Source organism: Winslowiella iniecta, assembly GCF_001267535.1.
Classification (GTDB): Bacteria; Pseudomonadota; Gammaproteobacteria; order Enterobacterales; family Enterobacteriaceae; genus Erwinia; species Erwinia iniecta.
On the sequence record NZ_JRXE01000020.1, the window covers coordinates 1 to 18,997 of the forward strand.

Annotated in this window: 21 protein-coding genes; 6 read left to right on the forward strand and 15 right to left on the reverse strand. The window is 52.2% G+C overall.

Translation table 11 applies throughout. The features are described from left to right. On the forward strand, positions 1 to 1,678 hold a 1,678-nt coding region (locus tag NG42_RS14490), incomplete at its 5' end, for an ATP-binding protein (protein WP_052900184.1). Positions 1,679 to 1,942: 264 nt separating this feature from the next. Beyond that, positions 1,943 to 2,131 (forward strand): hypothetical protein, encoded by a 189-nt coding sequence (locus NG42_RS14495; protein ID WP_052900187.1) that lies wholly within the window; start codon positions 1,943 to 1,945, stop codon positions 2,129 to 2,131. 107 nt (positions 2,132 to 2,238) lie between these two features. On the opposite strand, the gene NG42_RS14500 is transcribed toward NG42_RS14495, so the two are convergent. Then, positions 2,239 to 2,928 (reverse strand): LuxR C-terminal-related transcriptional regulator, encoded by a 690-nt coding sequence (locus tag NG42_RS14500; protein ID WP_052900189.1) that lies wholly within the window; start codon positions 2,926 to 2,928, stop codon positions 2,239 to 2,241. Positions 2,929 to 3,168: 240 nt separating this feature from the next. On the opposite strand from NG42_RS14500, the gene NG42_RS14505 reads away from it, so the two are divergent. Further along, positions 3,169 to 3,444, forward strand: a complete 276-nt coding sequence (locus tag NG42_RS14505; RefSeq protein WP_052900191.1) for a LysR family transcriptional regulator — start codon at positions 3,169 to 3,171, stop codon at positions 3,442 to 3,444. 4 nt (positions 3,445 to 3,448) lie between these two features. Here NG42_RS14505 and NG42_RS14510 read toward each other — a convergent pair whose 3' ends face one another. From NG42_RS14510 to gspG, 12 genes are read right to left on the reverse strand one after another with little or no spacing between them, the layout of a single operon-like run. Further along, positions 3,449 to 3,946 (reverse strand): type II secretion system protein, encoded by a 498-nt coding sequence (locus tag NG42_RS14510; RefSeq protein WP_156322258.1) that lies wholly within the window; start codon positions 3,944 to 3,946, stop codon positions 3,449 to 3,451. After that, complete coding sequence (locus tag NG42_RS14515; RefSeq protein ID WP_052900195.1) at positions 3,933 to 4,301, reverse strand: type II secretion system protein; 369 nt, start codon at positions 4,299 to 4,301, stop codon at positions 3,933 to 3,935. The genes NG42_RS14510 and NG42_RS14515 overlap by 14 nt, the downstream gene beginning before the upstream one ends. Continuing rightward, complete coding sequence (locus NG42_RS14520) at positions 4,288 to 4,767, reverse strand: type II secretion system protein (RefSeq protein ID WP_052900197.1); 480 nt, start codon at positions 4,765 to 4,767, stop codon at positions 4,288 to 4,290. Before NG42_RS14520 ends, NG42_RS14515 begins: the two co-directional genes overlap by 14 nt. Continuing rightward, positions 4,764 to 6,650 (reverse strand): secretin N-terminal domain-containing protein, encoded by a 1,887-nt coding sequence (locus tag NG42_RS14525; RefSeq protein WP_052900199.1) that lies wholly within the window; start codon positions 6,648 to 6,650, stop codon positions 4,764 to 4,766. Before NG42_RS14525 ends, NG42_RS14520 begins: the two co-directional genes overlap by 4 nt. A gap of 2 nt (positions 6,651 to 6,652) precedes the next feature. Further along, a complete protein-coding gene (locus tag NG42_RS14530) occupies positions 6,653 to 7,174 on the reverse strand; it encodes a hypothetical protein (RefSeq protein ID WP_052900201.1) in 522 nt (173 codons plus the stop codon). Next, positions 7,171 to 7,725: a hypothetical protein gene (locus NG42_RS14535; RefSeq protein WP_052900203.1), complete on the reverse strand. Its 555-nt coding sequence runs from the start codon at positions 7,723 to 7,725 to the stop codon at positions 7,171 to 7,173. Before NG42_RS14535 ends, NG42_RS14530 begins: the two co-directional genes overlap by 4 nt. After that, positions 7,715 to 8,206, reverse strand: a complete 492-nt coding sequence (locus NG42_RS14540) for a hypothetical protein (protein WP_052900205.1) — start codon at positions 8,204 to 8,206, stop codon at positions 7,715 to 7,717. The genes NG42_RS14535 and NG42_RS14540 overlap by 11 nt, the downstream gene beginning before the upstream one ends. Continuing rightward, a complete protein-coding gene (locus NG42_RS14545; RefSeq protein ID WP_052900207.1) occupies positions 8,199 to 8,918 on the reverse strand; it encodes a hypothetical protein in 720 nt (239 codons plus the stop codon). Before NG42_RS14545 ends, NG42_RS14540 begins: the two co-directional genes overlap by 8 nt. Further along, entirely contained in the window at positions 8,899 to 10,536 is a 1,638-nt protein-coding gene (locus NG42_RS14550) for a GspE/PulE family protein (RefSeq protein WP_052900208.1), read from the reverse strand. The genes NG42_RS14545 and NG42_RS14550 overlap by 20 nt, the downstream gene beginning before the upstream one ends. Continuing rightward, positions 10,536 to 11,705 carry a type II secretion system F family protein gene (locus NG42_RS14555; RefSeq protein ID WP_052900209.1) on the reverse strand — a complete coding sequence of 390 codons (1,170 nt, stop codon included), beginning with the start codon at positions 11,703 to 11,705 and terminating at the stop codon, positions 10,536 to 10,538. Before NG42_RS14555 ends, NG42_RS14550 begins: the two co-directional genes overlap by 1 nt. Before the next feature lie 14 nt (positions 11,706 to 11,719). Beyond that, the gene (locus NG42_RS14560) at positions 11,720 to 12,166 is read right to left on the reverse strand and encodes a transglycosylase SLT domain-containing protein (RefSeq protein ID WP_052900210.1); all 447 of its coding nucleotides are present in this window, start codon (positions 12,164 to 12,166) and stop codon (positions 11,720 to 11,722) included. Positions 12,167 to 12,168: 2 nt separating this feature from the next. Next, the gene (gene gspG, locus NG42_RS14565) at positions 12,169 to 12,633 is read right to left on the reverse strand and encodes a type II secretion system major pseudopilin GspG (RefSeq protein WP_241488362.1); all 465 of its coding nucleotides are present in this window, start codon (positions 12,631 to 12,633) and stop codon (positions 12,169 to 12,171) included. Positions 12,634 to 12,908: 275 nt separating this feature from the next. On the opposite strand from gspG, the gene NG42_RS14570 reads away from it, so the two are divergent. From NG42_RS14570 to NG42_RS23770, 3 genes are all read left to right on the forward strand, one after another. Then, positions 12,909 to 13,670 carry a prepilin peptidase gene (locus NG42_RS14570; RefSeq protein WP_052900211.1) on the forward strand — a complete coding sequence of 254 codons (762 nt, stop codon included), beginning with the start codon at positions 12,909 to 12,911 and terminating at the stop codon, positions 13,668 to 13,670. Positions 13,671 to 13,812: 142 nt separating this feature from the next. After that, on the forward strand, positions 13,813 to 15,774 hold the full coding sequence (locus tag NG42_RS14575) for a glycosyl hydrolase family 18 protein (protein ID WP_053115869.1): 1,962 nt from the start codon (positions 13,813 to 13,815) through the stop codon (positions 15,772 to 15,774). Positions 15,775 to 15,930: 156 nt separating this feature from the next. Continuing rightward, positions 15,931 to 17,721, forward strand: coding sequence for a glycosyl hydrolase family 18 protein (locus NG42_RS23770; protein ID WP_052900212.1), 1,791 nt, complete (start codon positions 15,931 to 15,933; stop codon positions 17,719 to 17,721). A 54-nt stretch (positions 17,722 to 17,775) separates the two neighbouring features. Here the strand turns inward: NG42_RS23770 and apaH are convergent, their stop codons facing one another. Together apaH and apaG are read right to left on the reverse strand one after the other, a co-directional pair. Beyond that, a complete protein-coding gene (apaH, locus tag NG42_RS14585; RefSeq protein WP_052900213.1) occupies positions 17,776 to 18,606 on the reverse strand; it encodes a bis(5'-nucleosyl)-tetraphosphatase (symmetrical) ApaH in 831 nt (276 codons plus the stop codon). 12 nt (positions 18,607 to 18,618) lie between these two features. Continuing rightward, a complete protein-coding gene (gene apaG / locus NG42_RS14590) occupies positions 18,619 to 18,996 on the reverse strand; it encodes a Co2+/Mg2+ efflux protein ApaG (RefSeq protein WP_052900214.1) in 378 nt (125 codons plus the stop codon). Between the last annotated feature and the right edge of the window lies 1 nt (position 18,997).

Consider the following 18,997-nt stretch of genomic DNA (forward strand, 5'->3'; position numbering starts at 1 on the left):
GCGCTGTCTTTCTGGCGAGATGCCCCATTTTTCCGATCGCCGCGTGATATTGCAGGGCGAAGAGCGCGAAGGCTATCTGTGGTTTGAGGGATATCGTAATACCGAAGGCGCGATGCTGGGGGTGATGGGCGGCTGGTTTGATGTCACCGAGCGCAAAACGCTGGCGCGTGAACTTCGTCTGGCACGCGATAAAGCCGAGCAGGCCAGCTTTGAGAAATCTGAGTTTCTGGCAAGGATGAGCCACGAAATCCGTACGCCGCTGCATGCGATTATTGGCATTCTGGAACTGGCGGTAAAACAGCAGCGACAGAGTGATGATCCGTTGCATATTGCCTGGCAGGCGGCAGATTCCCTGCAGGGTATTATTGGCGATGTACTGGATTTTTCTAAAATCGAAGCGGGCAATATCGATATCACCCTTCAGCCCACCAGTCTGACGCAATTACTGGATAACTGTGCGGCGACGTTTCGTCTGCGAGCAGAAGAGAAGGGGCTGGAGCTGTTAACCGCTATCAGCATTCCGCACAGCGCGCTGCACTGGCTGGACAGTATCCGCCTGAGTCAGGTGGTCAATAACCTGTTGCTTAACGCGATAAAATTCACCGACCAGGGGCAGATACAGCTGCGAGCGGATATTCATTATCAGGCTAACCAGCCGCGCGATCGGGTGACCATTGAGATTGAGGACAGCGGCTGTGGTATTCCGCCGGATATGTATCAGGCTGTATTACAACCCTATGTCAGAGTCGAAACGGCACAGGGAGCGCCGGGTACCGGGCTGGGATTACCGATCTCGGCAAAACTGGTCGCTCTGATGGGCGGAACATTGCAGCTGCACGGCAGTGAAAGTGGCGGAGTCAGCGTGACGGTAGCGCTGTCGCTGCAAAGAGCCGCGGCAGTACCGTTACCGGAGCCTGCGCCGGTGGTTGCTGAAACCGCGGTGGAAGGGGAGTCGTTAAATATTCTGGTGGTGGACGATTTAGCGGTTAACTTACAGGTGCTGGCGTTACAGTTTGCCACTTCCGGGCATTATGTTGAGCTGGTAAGTAGCGGTAGCGAGGCTTTGCAGGAAGCGGAGCAGAACTACTATGACGTGGTGCTGACCGATTGCCAGATGCAGGGCATGGATGGCTACACCCTGACGCGTCATTTACGTCAACACCAGCAGCGTCATCAGATGCCACCCTATGCGATTGTTGGCTGTACGGCGAATGCCTTTGCCAGCGAGCGCGATCGCTGCCTCGAAGCGGGAATGGATGAGGTATTGATTAAACCGTTGTCGCAAATCGCTTTGCTGGACGGTATTGCACAAATCTGGCAGCGAATAAGCAGCACTAGCGCCACAGGCGATCAGTTTGCTGAGATACAGGCGCTGGCTCAGGCGGACTCTCAACAGGAACAAGCGTTGCTCTCCACCCTATTACAAGGAATGGAGCAGGATCTTGAGGGAATAATAAACTATCGTGATGGCGAAAATGTGTCGCAGATCGCCCATCATGCTCACCGTCTGCATGCATCATTTGCCTTATTACACTACTACCCGGGAATGCGCGTGTGCTTGCGTATAGAGAAGACGCAGCGTTTTGACCAGCAGACGATGGATGCTTTAGTCAAATACACGGCTGCCATAATCAGACTGGTTCAGCAGCGGCTGCAATATTTTCACGGCGAAAAGTAGAGATAGCGTTAAAGGAGATATATTACCGATAGTTTTTATTAAGCCGAACGCTTCTGTTTATATTGATAATCCAGGTTTTCCTTTTTTCTTAACAGGAATACTCTGGAAATGATATGTAAATTTGTATTACGCAATTTCTTAATCTACAGCAGAATTATCCTCTTGTTGACGACTGCTGATTAGCTGATGCTTAATGCGAATACATGAAGCCCAAGTCTTTTTATGCCTCTTTATTTCTCCTCTTGTATTAACGAGAACACTTCAATGAAAACTAAACTTATTGCATTAGCGGTGGTGATGTCATCGCTGTTTTCCGCTGCTGCATTCGCCGATGATGATCATCAGCACGACAGTGACGATAGCGCAGAAGTTTCAAAAAATTCTGACAAATCATCAGCAGAAAAAGCACACTCTTGTGATGGTGCAGCCGATGATGATGAGATGAATGATTAGTTTATTTAAACTGCGATAACGGAGATTACCGACGGGGGTCAATCCGATCGGTAACCTCAACTCGCGTTTTTGCACCGGTAAATTTTGACTCTTCGATAAGGTGCGCATTACAACCTGATATCAAACAGGCTGGATCGGCTTAACAGGAAATAGAGCTGACAGTCATTGTCCACGTCAAGTTTATCCATCGCTCTGAGCTTATGCGCACTCACAGTTTTAATGCTGAGGTTCATGCGTGCCGCAATCTTGGTCAGGCTCAAACCTTTGCACAGTAGCCGTAAAACCTCTAATTCTTTAGGGGTGATTTCATTGGTATTATTATGCGAGTTAAGCAAACTGCGCATCAGATCATTTTCCACATACACTTCGTTATTCAGTACGGTACTCATTACCCGTTCCAGAGTTCTGTCACAGATGTCCATACTGATATAACCTGAGATCCCGGCGGCCAGCATCATTCTTACCAGACTGGCGTGGCGGTGTGGTGACATGACCACAATCTTCAGCTTAGGATATTTATTGCGTAACCACTTCACCAGATTATAACCGTCCATTGATGCCAGTGGACTATTTTTGTTTTCATCGGTATGCAGTGAATAGCCTAATAACAGGATGTCGATATCGTTATTAGTTAACGTCGAAACCAGCTCCCCTGGTGTGGAAACATCATTAATAATGTTATAGCGGGAATACTCTTTTCCTGATGATAACTTCCTGCCAGTCATGTTATTAATCAGTGACTTAATGCCACTTCGAAACAGTTTGTGCTCATGGGCAATGGTGACGTTTAAATTCATAAAATATATCCCTGGTTTTTTTCGATAAAAAATTAAGTTGGCCGGATAGTAACCAGTAATCTTGCTTTCAGGGAGAAAATTCTTCTTGAATAAGGAAAACTCATGTTATTAGTATGATGTTGTTGCTGTGGATAATTCTGCATTTTCTGACTAGTCAGATTTTATTCTGGTAGGGGTTGCGCTTAAAATTCGTCTCGTTGTGGTTTCATAATATATTTCAAAACAATTCAGGTAAACGTGATGAGAGCGGGCTTTAAAAAAATTAATACTTTTCTAATGGTAGTCGAGACGGGCAGTTTTGAAGAAGCGGCAAAACGGCTCTATATTACTCCTTCTGCAGTATCTTTACGGTTAAGCTCACTGGAAAATGAAGTGGGCGAGAAACTGATATTACGCCGCCGCCCGTGTGTTCCGACGGCGAAAGGGGAAATATTTTATCAATATGCGCTGGCGCTGCGTGAGGTTAAACTGCAGCTGGATAACGCATTTAACAGTAAAGCGGCTGATGATAAGTAGGTTGTTACCGGCTATTGCAGGAAGCAGGTAGTGGCGCATTCAGATCATCGTCAACTTTGAATTTCCACCCGGTATAACTGCCCGCTTTTTTAAAGTCCTTATAGATTTGAGCAAATCCTTCTTTTTTAAGCGGTTTGCCTGCGCCTTTACTGTAAACTCCAGTCCAGCGCCCTTTATCATCATAAATCATTCCCCAATCGCTTTTCTGAGTGAAGGGATCCCGGTAGTGCTGTCGCAGCAAATAACGGGTGGGAGTGAAGCGCCGATCGCTAAGCAATTGCTGGAAACTAACCGGGAAACATTTATTCCCGGCGGGATTATCACGATATTGCTGTATAGCTTCACGAATCTGATCGCCGGCAAACAGCAGCTGCGCCTCGCGCTCCTGACGCCATTCCGTTTGCAGATGATCCTGGCTGCGCAGCAGCATCAGCGCCAGCACACTCAGCCAGGCCAGCAGCAGCAAATAGCTGAATCCAGCCTGATGATTACCAGCTGGCATAAGCGCTGCCATCCAGCGATTTCTTTTCGGAGCCGCTATGAACATCGATAATCTGACCATGCTCATCTTGTTTCGTCACCCAACTATTATTTTTATCGGTAATCGGATCGAGCGGAAGCTGGCGTAAATACCCCCTTTCTACCATATCCTCCAGCCTGGTCGGACTGTCGGCATTATCACGCCGAAACTGATCGATAGACAGGCGCAGGGTATTCAGATTGTGTTTCAGCACCACCTCTTTTGCCCGTTCAGTTTGCTGAAAGTAACGCGGTGCGACCAGTGTCATCAGTGTGGCGATAATCGCCATCACCACCAGCAGTTCAATCAGGGTAAAGCCCTTTTCACCATTGCGCATAAGGCACTCCGTTCAGTCCATAAGCCCGGCTGGATGAGGAGACATCGTAAACATCGATGCCGGGAGAAAAATTATCCGGCTCATTATTACTGCTGCGCACGCGCCAGGTTTCCTCGTCCTCTTTACCCTCACAATCACACATCGGATCGCGTGGCAGGCGGCGTAGAAAATAGATTTTGCGTTTATTCGGGGAGGTCTTATCAACAACCCCCTCGGTGAGTGCTTTCAGGTTTTTCGGATAGCCAGGCTCGTCGGCCTTTTTTTCAATCCGTCCTTCAATACCGGCGCGCTGGTAGTCATCCAGCGCCTGGCGTATTTGCCGCAGCGCTGACTGTAATTGCTCCTCTTTCTGCCGCTGTCCCTGTTTTTCGACCAGCGGCAGAGCGGCAGCCGCCAGCGTTGCCAGCAGACTCAGCGTCACCATCATCTCAATCAGGGTAAAACCCTGCTGCCCGCGAAGTTTCATCTTAGTGCGTCCGGCGCGTTATCAGATGCCGGATTCGGTGACGGTAATGCTGCGCCCTGTTCAGGGAAATGCGCTGGCGGCGCCAGCGGTGGAGCAATTCCGGCCTCTTTACCGAGCTGAATGCGGCCGGCGGCGCGCAGGCGCATATCCTGCTCCCCCGGTAGTTCTTCAGTTCCCACCGGAATGGCGCTGACATGGGCGCCCGGCAGGTCGATATTGCGCGCAATACGCGGTGTGATCAGCAGCACCACTTCGGTACGTTCGTTCTTCTTATCGGAGGTTCTGAACAGCGAGCCGATCAGCGGAATATCGCTTAACCACGGCAGGCCGCTTTTTTCATCTTTATTGTTCTGGCTGATCAATCCGGCCAGCATCTGGGTTTCACCATCGAGGCTGCTAAGGATGGTTTTTGCCATGCGGTTATTGGTGCTGTAATACTTCAGGCCGTCTTTGCTCTCCTGCGACTGACCGAGGCTGCTGAGCGTGAATTCCACGTCCATACTGATCTCACCGTCGAGGCTGATCTCCGGTGTAACCTGCAGTTTCAGGCCCACATCCTGATAATCCACTTTTTGATTGGTGACGCCATCATTGGTGGTATTGGTCAATACCGGCATTTTTTCGCCAATTTCGATCAGCGCTTTGGTATTGTTTTTGACATGAATACGCGGGTTAGCCAGCACTTTGGCGCTGTTGCGGACTTTACTGATGTCTATTTTGACACCGCGATTAGCCCCGATATTGATAAACATATTGTCGCGGTTAAAGCCATTTAGCGGGATATTATTGCTGGTATCGGCCGAGCCAAACGCAAGACCCACTTCGCTCGGATAGCGAATCCCCAGTTTCGTGGCATCAAGGCTGCTTATCTCCAGCACTTCCACTTCCAGTGTAACTTCCGCTTCCGGTCGATCCAGCGTCATCAGTAAGCGCTCAACCATTTCAATGTTTTCACGCGGGCTGCGCACCGTAATGGTATTGGTGCGTTCATCAACATGGATATCTTTCAGCTTAAGAATATTGCGCAGTGCAACATTGATATCTTTGGCTTTGGCGTAACCCAGGAAGAAGGTTTTCACCATAATCTCGCGATAGAGTTTTTCTTTGTTCTGACCGGCCGGATAAATCAGCATGGTATTGCTGTTCAACACTTTTTTGCGCAGTTGATTGGAGATCAGCATTAAGTTGATCGCATCTTCTGCGGTGGTGTTATTGGCGATAATGCTGGTGGTGATACTGCGTGACACATCATTATCAAAAATAAAGTTTACGCCGGTAACTTTTGAAATCGTCCCGAAGATCTCCATCAGATTATGCGAGCGAAAGTTAAGTGACACCGGCTTTTGCAATTCCGCGCTCATTCTTTGTGATGGCAGCGTGCTGGAAGAGAGTTTACGCAGCAGATGATCGCGCAGTGCGGTGCCTTGTGGCCAGCCGGGCTCTTCTTCCAGCACTTTCTGAATTTTTTCCAGTGCGGCTTGCGGATTCTCCGCCGCCAGCTTGCTGGCCTGTTGATACAGCATATCCAGAGAGCGATAGTTACTGATGCGACGCAGCCCCTGCTGAGCGCGCAGATTGCCGGGTTGATACTCCAGCGCGGTACGCCACAGGCGTGACGCTTCCTGGTAATTGTTCTCGCTGACGGCGCGTTCGGCCTGTTTGATATACAGTTCGACCAGCTGGTTACTTTCCCGTTGCTCACGGCTTTTCAGCGACAGATCGTCAGGATCGGCCTGACGTTGCTCTTTGATCTTATCCAGCGATTGGGTCAGCTGTTGCTGCTGATTGAGCACCGTGGCAGCATCTTGATTGTGAGTTTTTGAAGCGCAGCCTGCCAGCAGCAGCAACCCGATGACCACAGTGAGATTTTTTTTAATAAACATAATCAGAATTCTGGTTTGGATTTCATGTCATCCAGCGGCAAACGCTGGTCGTTTTGTAGCGGTAGCCAACGGAATGTCAGCGCATCAGCCGCGATTTCAGTGAGTTGCCAGTTATTATCCAGTTTGTCTCCGGGGCGGATGCTCTCTCTTAATTTGCACTGACGGCAGACGATCCAGCTTTCCTTGCCGTTGGTCAGCACCAGCAAGCGCTGGTTATTGTTCCACCAGGCACCGACTACCTTAAAAGGAAGCTGCGGTGCAGGGGGTTGTCTTGCCACCGGTGGTGCGGCGGGCTCGGGTACGCGCGCTGGCTTAACCGGTTCTCCCTGAAAGGGAAACAGATTTTCAGACGGGTTGCCGGGTGTGGCTGGCTGCGCGGGTGCTGCCGCTGCATGGCTCACCTCTGCGCTTTGGCGCACCGGTAACAGATTTTCTTCTTCCGGCTCGTCGCCATTCAGGGCGCTCCACAGACTGAGCACCGCGGTCAGCACCAGCATCACCTGTAAGTAACGCGGCAGTTTCATCGGCTTTCTCCGGTCAGCGTGACGCGCAGCGACATCGTCAGTTGTGTGCTGGCAGGAGAAGTACGCGCCATCGCCAGTGATTCGAACTGTAACGGCAGCGTGCCCGACATCTCACGTAATGCGGCTTGCAAACGCAGGTAGTCGCCGGTTAACGGAATATCCAAAATGAGTTGTTCACTCTGAGCATCGTTATCGTCCGAGACCAGCTGATAACGACTCTCCCGTGCTTCGAGACCGTTTTTTTTCAGGATGGCGAACAGCGCCTTGACCTGCTGATACTCTGTCACGCTCAGGGCGCTCAGCGCTTGCTCTTCCTCCGGCATGCTGATTGGCAGCGGCACCGCCAGCTGTTGATGAATCGATTGCAGGCGCAGGCTATTTGCCTGCAATTCCGGACGCAGCTGGGCGCATAAATACGTCAGCAGTACCAGCCACAATCCGGCGATTAACAACGGCAGCGGGCCGAGCATTTCATAACTCTGACAGGCCCACCAACGCAGTCGCGGCAGCAGCACTTTCATTGAGGGCAGAGCGCCAGTATTAAGACGCATGGGAATACTCCAGATTTAGCGTGGCGCGTATCTTCCATGGCTCGCTCAGGCTGGTTTCGGTCTGATGATGTTCCAGGCCGACTCTGGCACTGGTGTCTTGTAAGCGCGAGACAAAATCCAGCAGCGCATCCAGCGAATGAGCGACCACTTCCACTCGCACCCGCTGTTGGTTCGCATCCAGCTCCAGTGACAGCAAAGCGATATCGCTGCTCCACGCTTTGCCAATCAGCGCCAGCCCGGCCAGTTTTTCTGGTTCCTGCTGCTGCGGCTGGCTGGCGAAAGCCCGTTGCCTGGTGAGGATGGTCTCTGCCGCCTGACGATGTGCCTGCAATTTCTGCGTCTCTGCCGTCAGCTCTGTCATCAGACGGTTTTGCTGCTGATGGCTCAGCAAGATCCCCGTCAGAACCGGGACAATCAGCAGAATCAGCAGCGCCGTGTTAACCGGTATTGCCAGGCGCGATATAAATTGGTGGTTAGTCATCACGATTATTCTCTGGCGCTTCCCTGGTGCTGGCGGCGGCATGTGGCGTGCCGAGGCCGCTGTCTGCCACATAGCGTTCCAGTGGCGGTAATCCTGCCAGGCGGTTCGCCGTGTCCAGCTGTTGTAATCTGTCACCGTGCGGCAGGCGCAGCGTAAAGACGCTGTGCCAGCGATGCTGCCAGCGCAAGGCAAAGCTGCTTTCCTGCCCGCCAGTACTGGCAAACAGCGCGTTTTCCGGCAGGGTGCGGCCAAAGCGGCTCAGCAGGTTGCTGAACGGTGTGCTGCAACCGGTTAATCGCAGCCGATGCTGGCTGGCGAGCTGTTTCAGGCTGGCAAACAGGGTTTTCTTTAACAGCGCGGCAAAAGCGTCTTCACCAAAGCTGCTGCGCAGAAAACTGACCTTCATCCCCGCTTGTTCACCCTGTTGCTCGGCCAGTAATAATCGGGCGTACTGCCGCAGTTCACGCGGACGAGTGATACCCTGCGGCCACGGAACCAGCAGATAATTAATGTGTGGAGCATCAATAATAAACTCCAGCGAGTCGCGCCAGGCGGGTGCCGCAGGCAGCATGCTGAACAGGTGCTCCAGCTGAGCGGGCAGCGGCAAATCGGGCTGCCACGAACACTGGGCATGCAGCTCACTGCCCAGCCATAACTGGAGATGCTGTTGTTGAAGCTTGCAACACCAGTGATTAATGAAGGGAAATAACACGCCTGACCTCCTGTAGTGTGGTGAAGCCATGGCTGGCGGCTTCAATCGCGATCTGTTGCAACGGGACAAACCCCTCTTTCATCGCCACTTCACGCAGCTGGCGCAATGATGCGCGCGCCAGCAATGCTTCTTTCATCGCATCGCTGAAATGCAGCACTTCTGCCAGCGCCAGTCGCCCGTGGTAACCGCTGTGACGGCAATGCTCACAACCCACTCCGACGTGCCAGTTGGCGTGGCTCAGTTGCTGCTTTTCCAGCTGCCATAGCGCAATCTCTTCCGCTGTCGGCTGATGGGGCTGCTTACACTCCGGGCATACCTGACGTACCAGTCGCTGCGCCACCACACCATTCAGTGCGGTGATCAGGCTGGCTGGCTCTACCTGCATATAAAGGAAACGTTCCAGTACGCTGAACACGCTATTGGCGTGAACCGATGACAACACCACGTGTCCGGTCAGTGCCGCCTGTACCGCAATGCCTGCTGTTTCACCGTCACGGATCTCGCCGACGAGGATAATGTCGGGATCGTGGCGCAGAATGGCGCGCAAACCGCGGGCGAAATTCAGCCCTTTTTTATCGTTAACCGGAATTTGCAATACGCCTTCCAGCTGGTACTCCACCGGGTCTTCAATGGTGATGATTTTGCTTTCACCACTGTTCAGTTCGCTCAGCGCGGAATAAAGCGTGGTGGATTTACCACTGCCGGTCGGCCCGGTGACCAGCACCATGCCGTGAGGAATCTGCGTCAGCTTGCGGATCGCCGCTAATGTCTGGCTGTCGAATCCAAGGGTTTCCAGCCGCAATTTCTTATCGTGGGATTTATCCAGCACGCGTAAAACCGCATCCTCACCGTGAATACTCGGCATGATCGAAACGCGGAAATCGACGTTGCGCTGCTGAATATGCGCTTTAAAACGGCCATCCTGTGGAATTCGGCGTTCGGAAATATCCATGCAGCCGAGCACCTTCAGGCGTGAAATAACCTGTTCAGCATTCTGCGAACCGTTGCAGCGGGTAATGGCGTGCAGCACGCCATCAATCCGGTATTTCACCACCAGCCCATCGGGTACGCTTTCCAGATGAATATCACTGGCGCGGCTTTGCAGCGCGTCGTACAGCGTGGAATTGACTAGTTTGATCACCGGGCTCTGTTCTTCGGACAGGCTGATCAGGGAGATCTCCAGCGCCATCTCTTCTGTCTGGCCGTCAAAATCCTGCTGTTCAAGGTGATCTATCGTGCGCTGCTGACGCGACAGATTATCCAGCTGCTCATTCACCCAGCCCGGACGGCAGAGTGCGATGTGGTCGGTATAACGCTGCGCCCATTGACGCAGCGTCAGTGAAAACGGATCGGCCATCAGCAGCCAGCTTTTGCCGTCAATCAGTACCGGTAGCAGGCGGCGTGACAGCGCTTGCGGCAGCGAGATGCGGGAGAAATCCAGCTCGGCATCCGTCAGTTGCTGCTGTGATAACGGATGCAAGCCAAGTTCCGTGGCAAGTGCCGTCAGCTGCGCGGGCTGCTCTGTCAGCAACTGCTCCAGCCACTCGGCTCGTTGTTCCGGCGTCAGGGTTAACCACGACGAGAATGCACTGTAGGCAGGTTCGGGTAATTGAGTCATCAGGCTAATCCTCCGGCCATTTCAAAAATCGGCATATACAGCAGAAATACCACCAGCCCGACCAGCCCGCCGACGATCAGCATCAGCACCGGTTCGAATATCTTGCTGAAGGTTTCAATGGCGCGTTCCAGGTTTTCGTCATAAAACGCCGCGATGCGTTCGCACATGGCAGGCAACTCACCACTGCGCTCGCCGACCACTAACAACCTGCTGGCGACCGGGGTGGTCAGTCCCTGGGATTCCAGGCAGTGCGAAAGCGCTTTACCCGCCTGCACCTCCATCAGTGCCTGGCGTAGCCCCGGCTGATATGACGTCGGCAGCAGGCTGCTGGTCAGCCGCAATGCTTCCACGGCGGCCATTCCGCCCTGCAACAGCAGGCCAAGCGTGCGGTAAAAGCGCACCAGAATCGCCAGCTGGTATTGCTGTTTCAGCTGTGGCACCCGCATCAACTGGTTTAAAGCGGACTGACGCAGGGTTTTGCTGCGCAAGGCGGCGATCAGCAGCGCGACGCCGCCTACAGTCAGCATCAGTAATAACGCGCCATGTTTTTGCGTCAGCTGCCCCCACCAGACGATAAACTGCGCGCTGCCGGTCAGATCTTTCATCCCGGTAAACACCACAGCAAAGCGCGGGATGATAAAGCCGAGCAGAAAAAACAGGATCAGGCAGCCGACGCTGATCACCACGCAGGGATAGAGCAGGGTGCTGCGAATGCGTTTACGCAATGTCTCCATACGCTTTTCGTAATGAAGAAAACGCCCGAGCGCGATCGGTAACTGTCCGGTCTGTTCTGACGATGCCACGGTGCTGATCAGTAATGGCGGAAACAGCTGCGGCTGGGCAGCAAGCGCCTGAGAAAGCTGTTGACCGCGATAGAGTTCTTTCAGAATTTCACCTAAAACCCGGCGCTGTTCTGCATCACTGCTGCTTTCGCACAGCGCTTCAATTGCTTCGACGATCACCAGGCCCGCATCCAGCAGCGCGATTAACTCCTGGATAAACAGCGTCAGTGGAAAAGGGCGGGCGCGCTTCGCCAGTCGGCTGGCTTTGACGTCAAGTATCAGCGCACCGGGCGCCAGCTGAGCTTTGGCTTCCTCAGCGCTGCTGGCATAAATCTGCTCTGTGCTGCGGATGCCATTGCGCAATAACGTAATTTGATAGTTTTTCATGTTTTCTTACTGGCTTACGGCCGGTTTTGTTCTTTAAGCCGCGCATAGTGAGGCTGGACACGCAGCGCATAGCGCTGACGCAGATGTTCACGGGCAGGTGCGCCTCCTGCGTTATATGCGCCAACCGCGTCCCAGTTATAGCCGTAGCTACGCATAAAACCGGCCAGTACCCAGGCACCGGTCATTACACTCAGGCAAGGATCATCAAGCAGCTTACGTTCCGATATCTGGTAGTTGCGCAGCCTGGGCAGATGTCGACTGTTGATCTGCATCAGTCCGATGTCATAGCTGCCATCGCGATTCTGATTGCGCGCCGAGGCTTGCAAATTGGACTCAACGATGGCGATAGCCTGCAGCAGTTCCGGCTCAATGCCGTAACGCTTCCCGGCCTGATCCCAGCAGGTGGCATAAACCGGTAGCTGAACTAACCAGAGCAACAGCAAAAGTAGTGGAGTGCGCACAATCAGAATCCGTAACTCACCTGTTTACCGTCATTTCCGGTGGCGAGCAGTTCGACTTCATAAACCACATTTTTGTTACGGGTCGGGTTGTGCCATTGGTAAGGGTTGCCCCATGGATCGGCTGGTACTTCTTTACTCAGATAAGGGCCGTGCCAGTTCTTCACGCCGCTCGGGCGCTCGGTCAGCGCTTTCAGTCCCTGCGCTTCGCTTGGATATTGCCCGACATCAAGACGGTACTGACTCAGTGCCTGTGACAAGCTTTTCATCTGGCTGGTGGCGGTTTTATCTTTGGCCTGATCAACCTGCGAAAAAAGACGCGGGCCAACAAAGCCAGCCAGTAAGGCGATAATCATTAATACCACCAGTAATTCCAGCAGGGTAAAACCTTGCTGCTGGCGATAGCGTTTTAATAAAGATTTATTCATGATGTTTTCACCGTGGGCATATTTCAGACATTGCAAATTCATTCGATTATTCTTAAACACTTGCTGGTGAATTTATAGGCTATTGCTCTTTTTTTCATTGAGAATGTTGGTAGTCAGATCAAGAATATTCTTTATATGCTAATGGCCTTTATCTTCTGCCAGCGTTTGTATTATCGTTAGCGAAAATTAAGGTTTCGCTAAACAGTTTTCGGTAAATTAAAAAACATCATGTTTTATTAATAACGCTTTGTTTCTGATAAATAATCGGGTTCAACCTGTCTGGCGGTGTGTTAAATAAATAATAAATGAGATGATAAATGCAGATCGGTCTCGCACTACTGTTTGGTGCAGTTTTCGGAAGTTTTCTCAACGTGGTGATTTATCGCCTGCCGCTGATAATCGCAGGCGGTCACTGTTCTTTAAGCTTTCCTCCCTCTTCTTGCCCGGGTTGCCAGGCGCGCATCCGTTGGCGGCACAATATTCCTTTACTCGGCTGGTTAATCCTTCGCGGGCGCTGTGCCGATTGTCAGCAGTCGATTCACTGGCGCTATCCGCTGGTGGAAGCTGTGACGGCAGCCTTATTTGCAGTGATGGTCTGGCGCTACGGCATAACGCTATACACCGCAATGTTACTGGTGGGGATCTGTCTGATGATTGTCCTTGCGGGGATTGACTGGCAGACCATGCTGCTGCCGGACTGGCTGGTAGTGCCACTGTGGGGAATCGGGATGGCCGCTGCCGGATTTGGCATCAGTGCGGTCAGTTTGCGTCAGGCAGTTATCGCTTCGCTACTGGGCTATCTGCTGCCGTGGCTGTTGGATCGCGGATGTTACGTGCTGCGTGGACGAGCCGGAATGGGGCGGGGAGATATGAAGCTGTTTGCTGCGCTGGGCGCGTGGTTCGGCGTGGAAACCTTATGTCAGATTATGGTCTTTGCGCCTCTGCTGGCGATTGCTGCCGCCTTATTGCTGCTGCGGGTGAAGCCGGGGCAACCTTTTCCTTTTGGCCCTTATCCGATTGCCGTCGCGCTGATTTTTCTGGTTTTGGGGCTCCAGGATTATTCTTCTTTTAATTATTAATGAAATTATTTTATCGAGAACTATCTTGGTGCTGACGGGAAAGTTCCACCGCCTTACTGTCATGGCTCTTATATTTATCATTAATATCGGTCTATATCATGCTGCATATTTACCATCCTGAATATAACGAAAAATACGAGCCATGAAAAATAACATTATTAAACTAAGTCTATTGATTAGTGTGCTCCTGTCACCAGCACTTTCTGCTGCGCCTCCCGCCCAGGCGGTGATTGCTGATACGGATAACCTGACCGCATCCCTGACTGAAATTGATTATAATGCGCAGTCTTATCAACGTTTGGTCACGGTAAAAAACGCGGCCAGGATTACCGTTAAATGGAATGTCTGGGAGGGCGATGGCGGCACCAGCGCGAAAGTATTAGTGAATGATATTGTTCACTGGAGTGGAAGCAGTGCCGATCAACGCGCCACCTTTACCATCAGAAAAGGCGGGAAATATCAGTTACAGGTCGAGCTGTGTAATTCAGAAGGCTGTAGCTCCAGCAAAATTCAGCGGCTAATCGTTGCTGATACTGACGGCAGCCATCTGGAACCGATGGAGGTGGCGCTGCTGGAACACAATCAGCCTTACCAGAATCGTTCGGCTAAAGTCATTGCGGCTACCTTTACCGAATGGGGCGGCGATGATGGCTATTTCCCGGTGAGCAGCATTCCGGCGCAGAATCTGACTCATCTTCTTTATGCTGAAGTGCCGATTTGTGGTGGCGAGACAATTAATGCCACGCTGAAAAACCTCCAGCCACAGCGCTACGAGTCGCTGATGCTCAGCTGCGCCGGACGGCAGGATTTTAACGTCGCACTACTGGATCCTTACGCTGCGGCGCAGAACAGTGAAGGTATTAACGGCCAGGATAGCTATAAAGGCCATTTTGGTCAGCTGATGGCACTGAAAAGAGCGTATCCGCAACTGAAGATCCTGCCCTCAATTGGCGGCGCGACGCTCTCCGATCCCTTTTGGCAAATGGACGATCCTCAACGGCGTAAGGTGTTTGTCGATTCGGTAAAAGTGTTACTACAGACCTGGAAGTTTTTTGATGGGGTCAATATCGACTGGCAATATCCAGGCGGTGGCGGGGCGGATGCAAACTCCGGCAAGCCAACCGACGGGACAACCCTGCTCTCCCTGATGAAAGAGCTACGCGCCATGATGGACCAGTTATCCGTCCAGAGCGGCAAACAGTATCAGCTGACCGCAGCGGTTGGCGGCAGTGCCGAGCGTATTGCCAGGGTAAACTATGGCGAGGTTCAGCGCTATCTGGACAATATTTTCCTCAGTGGCGAAGCAAACGCCGCACTGAAAGAGCAGAAGCACCCCAGGCATCAGAGCGCACTGTATGACGAACGTCGGCCAGCCATCGACAGCAGCGTGCGTGCGCTGCTCGATCAAGGGGTAAACAGTCAAAAAATTGTGTTGGGCTTAGCCAGTTACGCCCGTGGCTGGCAGGGAGTCGACGGCATTCAGCAAAACGGCCCCTTTGGCGGACGGGCAGAAGGCCCGCTAAACGGCAGCAGAGAAGCGAGCATGATCAGCTACCGTAATCTGGTGCGGGACTATAGTGACAGCCACTGGCAAGCGGGCTACGACGACAAAGCTGAGGTGCCTTTTCTGTTCAGCAAATCGGCCAGAAAGCTGCTTAGCTATGACGATCCACGCTCGGTGAAAGCGAAGGGGCAGTATGTCTATACTCAGCGGCTGGGTGGCCTGTTTATCAGCGATATCAGCGCGGATAACGGTGATTTACTGAACGCCATGCATGAAGGGCTTGGTAATGGCGATAGCTCGCTGCTGCCTGAGAATCAGCCGCCAGTCGCCGATGCTGGCCTCACGCAGCATATTACCGGCGCCGAGCGGGTGACGCTGAATGGCTCACACTCCAGCGATCCGGAAGGGGGTTCCCTGAGCTGGCACTGGCAGCAGATATCCGGCCCGCCCGTTACGCTCGAAGATGCTGATCAGCCGCAGGCGCATATTAGTTTAGGGGCGATAGATCAGCAAACGGAATACATTTTCACCCTGACGGTAACTGACGATCATCATCACTCCTCGTCAGCAAAAGTGAAAATTATTGAGCATCCACTCTAATATCCGTTTGTTTTGGCTGATTTATTTATAACGAAAATTTAACTCCCGGATAATCAAAGAAAGTTCTGTAATTATGGCGGAAGGTGCTTATTTTTATAACAGGGTGAAAGGAATAGTTTATCCGGACAAATAGTCATTTATCTGGAGTATGCATTGATGAGATCCCTGTTTAGAAAAAATATGATAACTGCCAGCCTGTTAATGGCCGGGCTGTTATCCTGCTCAGCAAGTTTTGCTGCCGCCAATGATGCTGCATCTGCATTTCCTGATATTAGCGGCAAAAAAGTTCTGGTGGGTTTCTGGCATAACTGGGCTTCTAAATCTGATGGATATCAGCAGGGTACCGCTGCTGATGTTGAACTGACCAGCATTCCTGAAGAGTATAATGTCATTACCGTCGCTTTTATGGAAGGAAGCGGCATCCCGACCTTTAAACCACATAATATGACCGATGCGCAGTTCCGTCAGGCTGTCGCCACGCTGAATAGCCAGGGGCGCGCGGTATTGGTTTCGCTGGGGGGGGCTGAGGCACATATTGAGCTTAAAGCGGGTGATGCACAGAAATTTGCTGATGAAATTATTCGTCTGGTTGAAGTGTATGGTTTTGATGGCCTGGATATTGATCTGGAAGGCAACGCGATTAAGGCTGGTGCCAATCAGACGGAAATTCCTGCGGCGCTGAAAATCGTCAAGAATAAATATCCGCGCTTTATTATCAGCATGGCACCGGAATTCCCTTATTTACGTAATAACGGAGCCTATGCAGGATTGATCAATAGCCTCGAAGGCTATTATGACTTTATCTCCCCACAGTATTACAACCAGGGTGGCGATGGCGTTGGTGAAGGCAGCCAGTGGTATGGGCAAGACAGGGACGATATAAAGGCTGACTTCCTGTACTACCTCACGGATTCGCTGGTTCACGGCACGCGCGGTTTTATCAAGATTCCTGCCGATAAGTTTGTTATCGGTCTGCCGAGTAACCCGGATGCCGCAGCAACCGGTTATGTCCGTAACGAAGGCGATTTGCGTACTGCCTATGAGCGACTGATTTCGCAGGGTACACCGATTAAAGGGCTAATGACCTGGTCAATTAACTGGGATACCGGCCACAGCAGTGCGGGTAATGCCTACGGTTATGAGTTCGCTCATCGTTACGGCAAGCTGATTCACGAAGATTTCACCGGCGACCCGGATACTCAGGCTCCCACTCAGCCAGGTAAACCTGCGCTGACGGCCTCGTCTGGTCAGGTGGCAATGACATGGGCACCTTCCTCTGATAACGTCGGCGTTGCTCAGTACCAGATCTGGCGCAATGGTGAAGAGATTGGTCAGTCCACGGTGCCACAGTACAACGATAACCAGGTGAGCAACGGCAACACTTATGAGTATGTGATTATCGCCGTGGATAAAGCGGGTAATCTGTCACTGCCAGGTGAAGCGGCATCGGTCACTCTTGAGGAAAATGATACGCCATCTGACGATATTGAGCAGCCGACTGTTCCACAGGATCTGAACGGCGAAGCAACCGGACCGAACAGCGTGAACCTATCGTGGGAAGCTTCAAGCGATAATGTCGCGGTACGTCACTACAATATTTATCGTAATGGCGCGTTGCTGACTAAAGAGACGCAGACCAGCTTTACTGACAGCGGTCTGGCGGCAGGCACCACTTATCATTATCAGGTTGCTGCGGTGGATACCTCAGACAACATGTCAGATAAGAGTGACATGATTTCAGTCACTACCGCAGCGGGTGAGAATCCACAACCGGGCTATCCCGCCTATGTTGCCGGTACGGCTTATAAAGCAGGTGATAAGGTCAGTTCAGCTGGCGGCGTATATGAATGTAAACCATGGCCGTATACTGGCTGGTGTGCGGGGGCAGAATGGGCCTATGCACCGGGAACCGGCAGCAACTGGGCTGATGCCTGGGATAAGAAATAATTAGTTTTGACCGATAATAACGGAGGCCGTAGCAACGGTCTCCGTATTCACCGATTACTCTTCAGTCGCGCGTTCACGGTTTGACGGCTGGGTAAACAGCGAGCCATCTTCCCAGCGCAGCAGTGTCAGATTACCGCCCCAGCAGCAGCCGGTATCCAGTCCGATAATCCCCTGCGGTGTACCACGACCTTCTAACGACGCCCAGTGACCAAATATAATGGTGTAGTCGCGTGCCACGGGTCCCTCAATGGTGAACCAGGGCTTTAGCGGCGGCGGAGCCGATTCCGGTGAGTCTTTGCAGATCATATCCAGCTGACCGTTCGGGAAGCAGTAGCGCATCCGCGTCAGCGCGTTGGTGCTAAAGCGCAGGCGCGACAATCCGGTCAGTTCCGGCGTCCAGTTATTGGGCATATCGCCGTACATGGCATCGAGGAACAGCGGGTAACTGTCGCTGGAGAGCACCGCTTCAACTTCGCGCGCACACATCTTCGCCGTGGCGATATCCCACTGCGGCGTAATACCGGCATGTGCCATCACCAGCTTCTTTTCTTCATCAACCTGTAGCAGTGGCTGACGACGCAGCCAGTTAATCAGCTCGTCGGCATCGGCAGCTTCCAGCAACGGGGTGATACGATCTTTGGGTTTATTACGGCTGATACCGGCGTAAACCGCCAGCAGATGCAGATCGTGGTTGCCCAGTACCAGGCGCACACAGTCGCCAAGTGAGCGCACAAAGCGCAAGACTTCTAACGACGCCGGGCCACGTGCCACCAGGTCGCCGGTCAGCCACAGGGTATCTTGCTGTGGATCAAAGGCAATCTGTGCCAGCAGCGATTGCAGTTCGTCATAGCAACCGTGGATGTCGCCAATCAGGTAAATACTCATCGAGTCTGTTTCTTAATGAATATGGGTTTGAACGGCCAGCCGGAATACCGGAATATCGACGTGAAAGGTTTCACCCTGCTGATCGATCATTACGTAGTGGCCTTGCATGGTGCCCATCGGCGTTTCGAGAATTGCGCCGCTGGTATACTGAAATTCGTTGCCGGGCTCGATATAGGGTTGTTCACCGACCACACCTTCGCCCTGAACTTCAGTTTCCCGACCGTTACCGTTGGTAATCAACCAGTAGCGGCCAAGTAACTGCACAGGACTGTGCCCCAGATTGCGGATAGTAATGGTGTAAGCGAAAACGTAGCGCTGTTCATCAGGTGCTGATTGCGACTTAACGTAAACACTCTGCACCTGTACACAAACTCGGGGCGATTCAATCATG

Excerpts from the sequence above, each read along its gene's own strand:
- NG42_RS14495 (WP_052900187.1), top strand. The coding sequence starts at position 1,943 with ATGAAAACTAAACTTATTGCATTAGCGGTGGTGATGTCATCGCTGTTT.
- NG42_RS14500 (WP_052900189.1), bottom strand. The coding sequence starts at position 2,928 with ATGAATTTAAACGTCACCATTGCCCATGAGCACAAACTGTTTCGAAGT.
- NG42_RS14505 (WP_052900191.1), top strand. The coding sequence starts at position 3,169 with ATGAGAGCGGGCTTTAAAAAAATTAATACTTTTCTAATGGTAGTCGAG.
- NG42_RS14510 (WP_156322258.1), bottom strand. The coding sequence starts at position 3,946 with ATGCCAGCTGGTAATCATCAGGCTGGATTCAGCTATTTGCTGCTGCTG.
- NG42_RS14515 (WP_052900195.1), bottom strand. The coding sequence starts at position 4,301 with ATGCGCAATGGTGAAAAGGGCTTTACCCTGATTGAACTGCTGGTGGTG.
- NG42_RS14520 (WP_052900197.1), bottom strand. The coding sequence starts at position 4,767 with ATGAAACTTCGCGGGCAGCAGGGTTTTACCCTGATTGAGATGATGGTG.
- NG42_RS14525 (WP_052900199.1), bottom strand. The coding sequence starts at position 6,650 with ATGTTTATTAAAAAAAATCTCACTGTGGTCATCGGGTTGCTGCTGCTG.
- NG42_RS14530 (WP_052900201.1), bottom strand. The coding sequence starts at position 7,174 with ATGAAACTGCCGCGTTACTTACAGGTGATGCTGGTGCTGACCGCGGTG.
- NG42_RS14535 (WP_052900203.1), bottom strand. The coding sequence starts at position 7,725 with ATGCGTCTTAATACTGGCGCTCTGCCCTCAATGAAAGTGCTGCTGCCG.
- NG42_RS14540 (WP_052900205.1), bottom strand. The coding sequence starts at position 8,206 with ATGACTAACCACCAATTTATATCGCGCCTGGCAATACCGGTTAACACG.
- NG42_RS14550 (WP_052900208.1), bottom strand. The coding sequence starts at position 10,536 with ATGACTCAATTACCCGAACCTGCCTACAGTGCATTCTCGTCGTGGTTA.
- NG42_RS14555 (WP_052900209.1), bottom strand. The coding sequence starts at position 11,705 with ATGAAAAACTATCAAATTACGTTATTGCGCAATGGCATCCGCAGCACA.
- gspG (WP_241488362.1), bottom strand. The coding sequence starts at position 12,633 with ATGAATTTGCAATGTCTGAAATATGCCCACGGTGAAAACATCATGAAT.
- NG42_RS14570 (WP_052900211.1), top strand. The coding sequence starts at position 12,909 with ATGCAGATCGGTCTCGCACTACTGTTTGGTGCAGTTTTCGGAAGTTTT.
- NG42_RS14575 (WP_053115869.1), top strand. The coding sequence starts at position 13,813 with ATGAAAAATAACATTATTAAACTAAGTCTATTGATTAGTGTGCTCCTG.
- NG42_RS23770 (WP_052900212.1), top strand. The coding sequence starts at position 15,931 with ATGAGATCCCTGTTTAGAAAAAATATGATAACTGCCAGCCTGTTAATG.
- apaH (WP_052900213.1), bottom strand. The coding sequence starts at position 18,606 with ATGAGTATTTACCTGATTGGCGACATCCACGGTTGCTATGACGAACTG.
- apaG (WP_052900214.1), bottom strand. The coding sequence starts at position 18,996 with ATGATTGAATCGCCCCGAGTTTGTGTACAGGTGCAGAGTGTTTACGTT.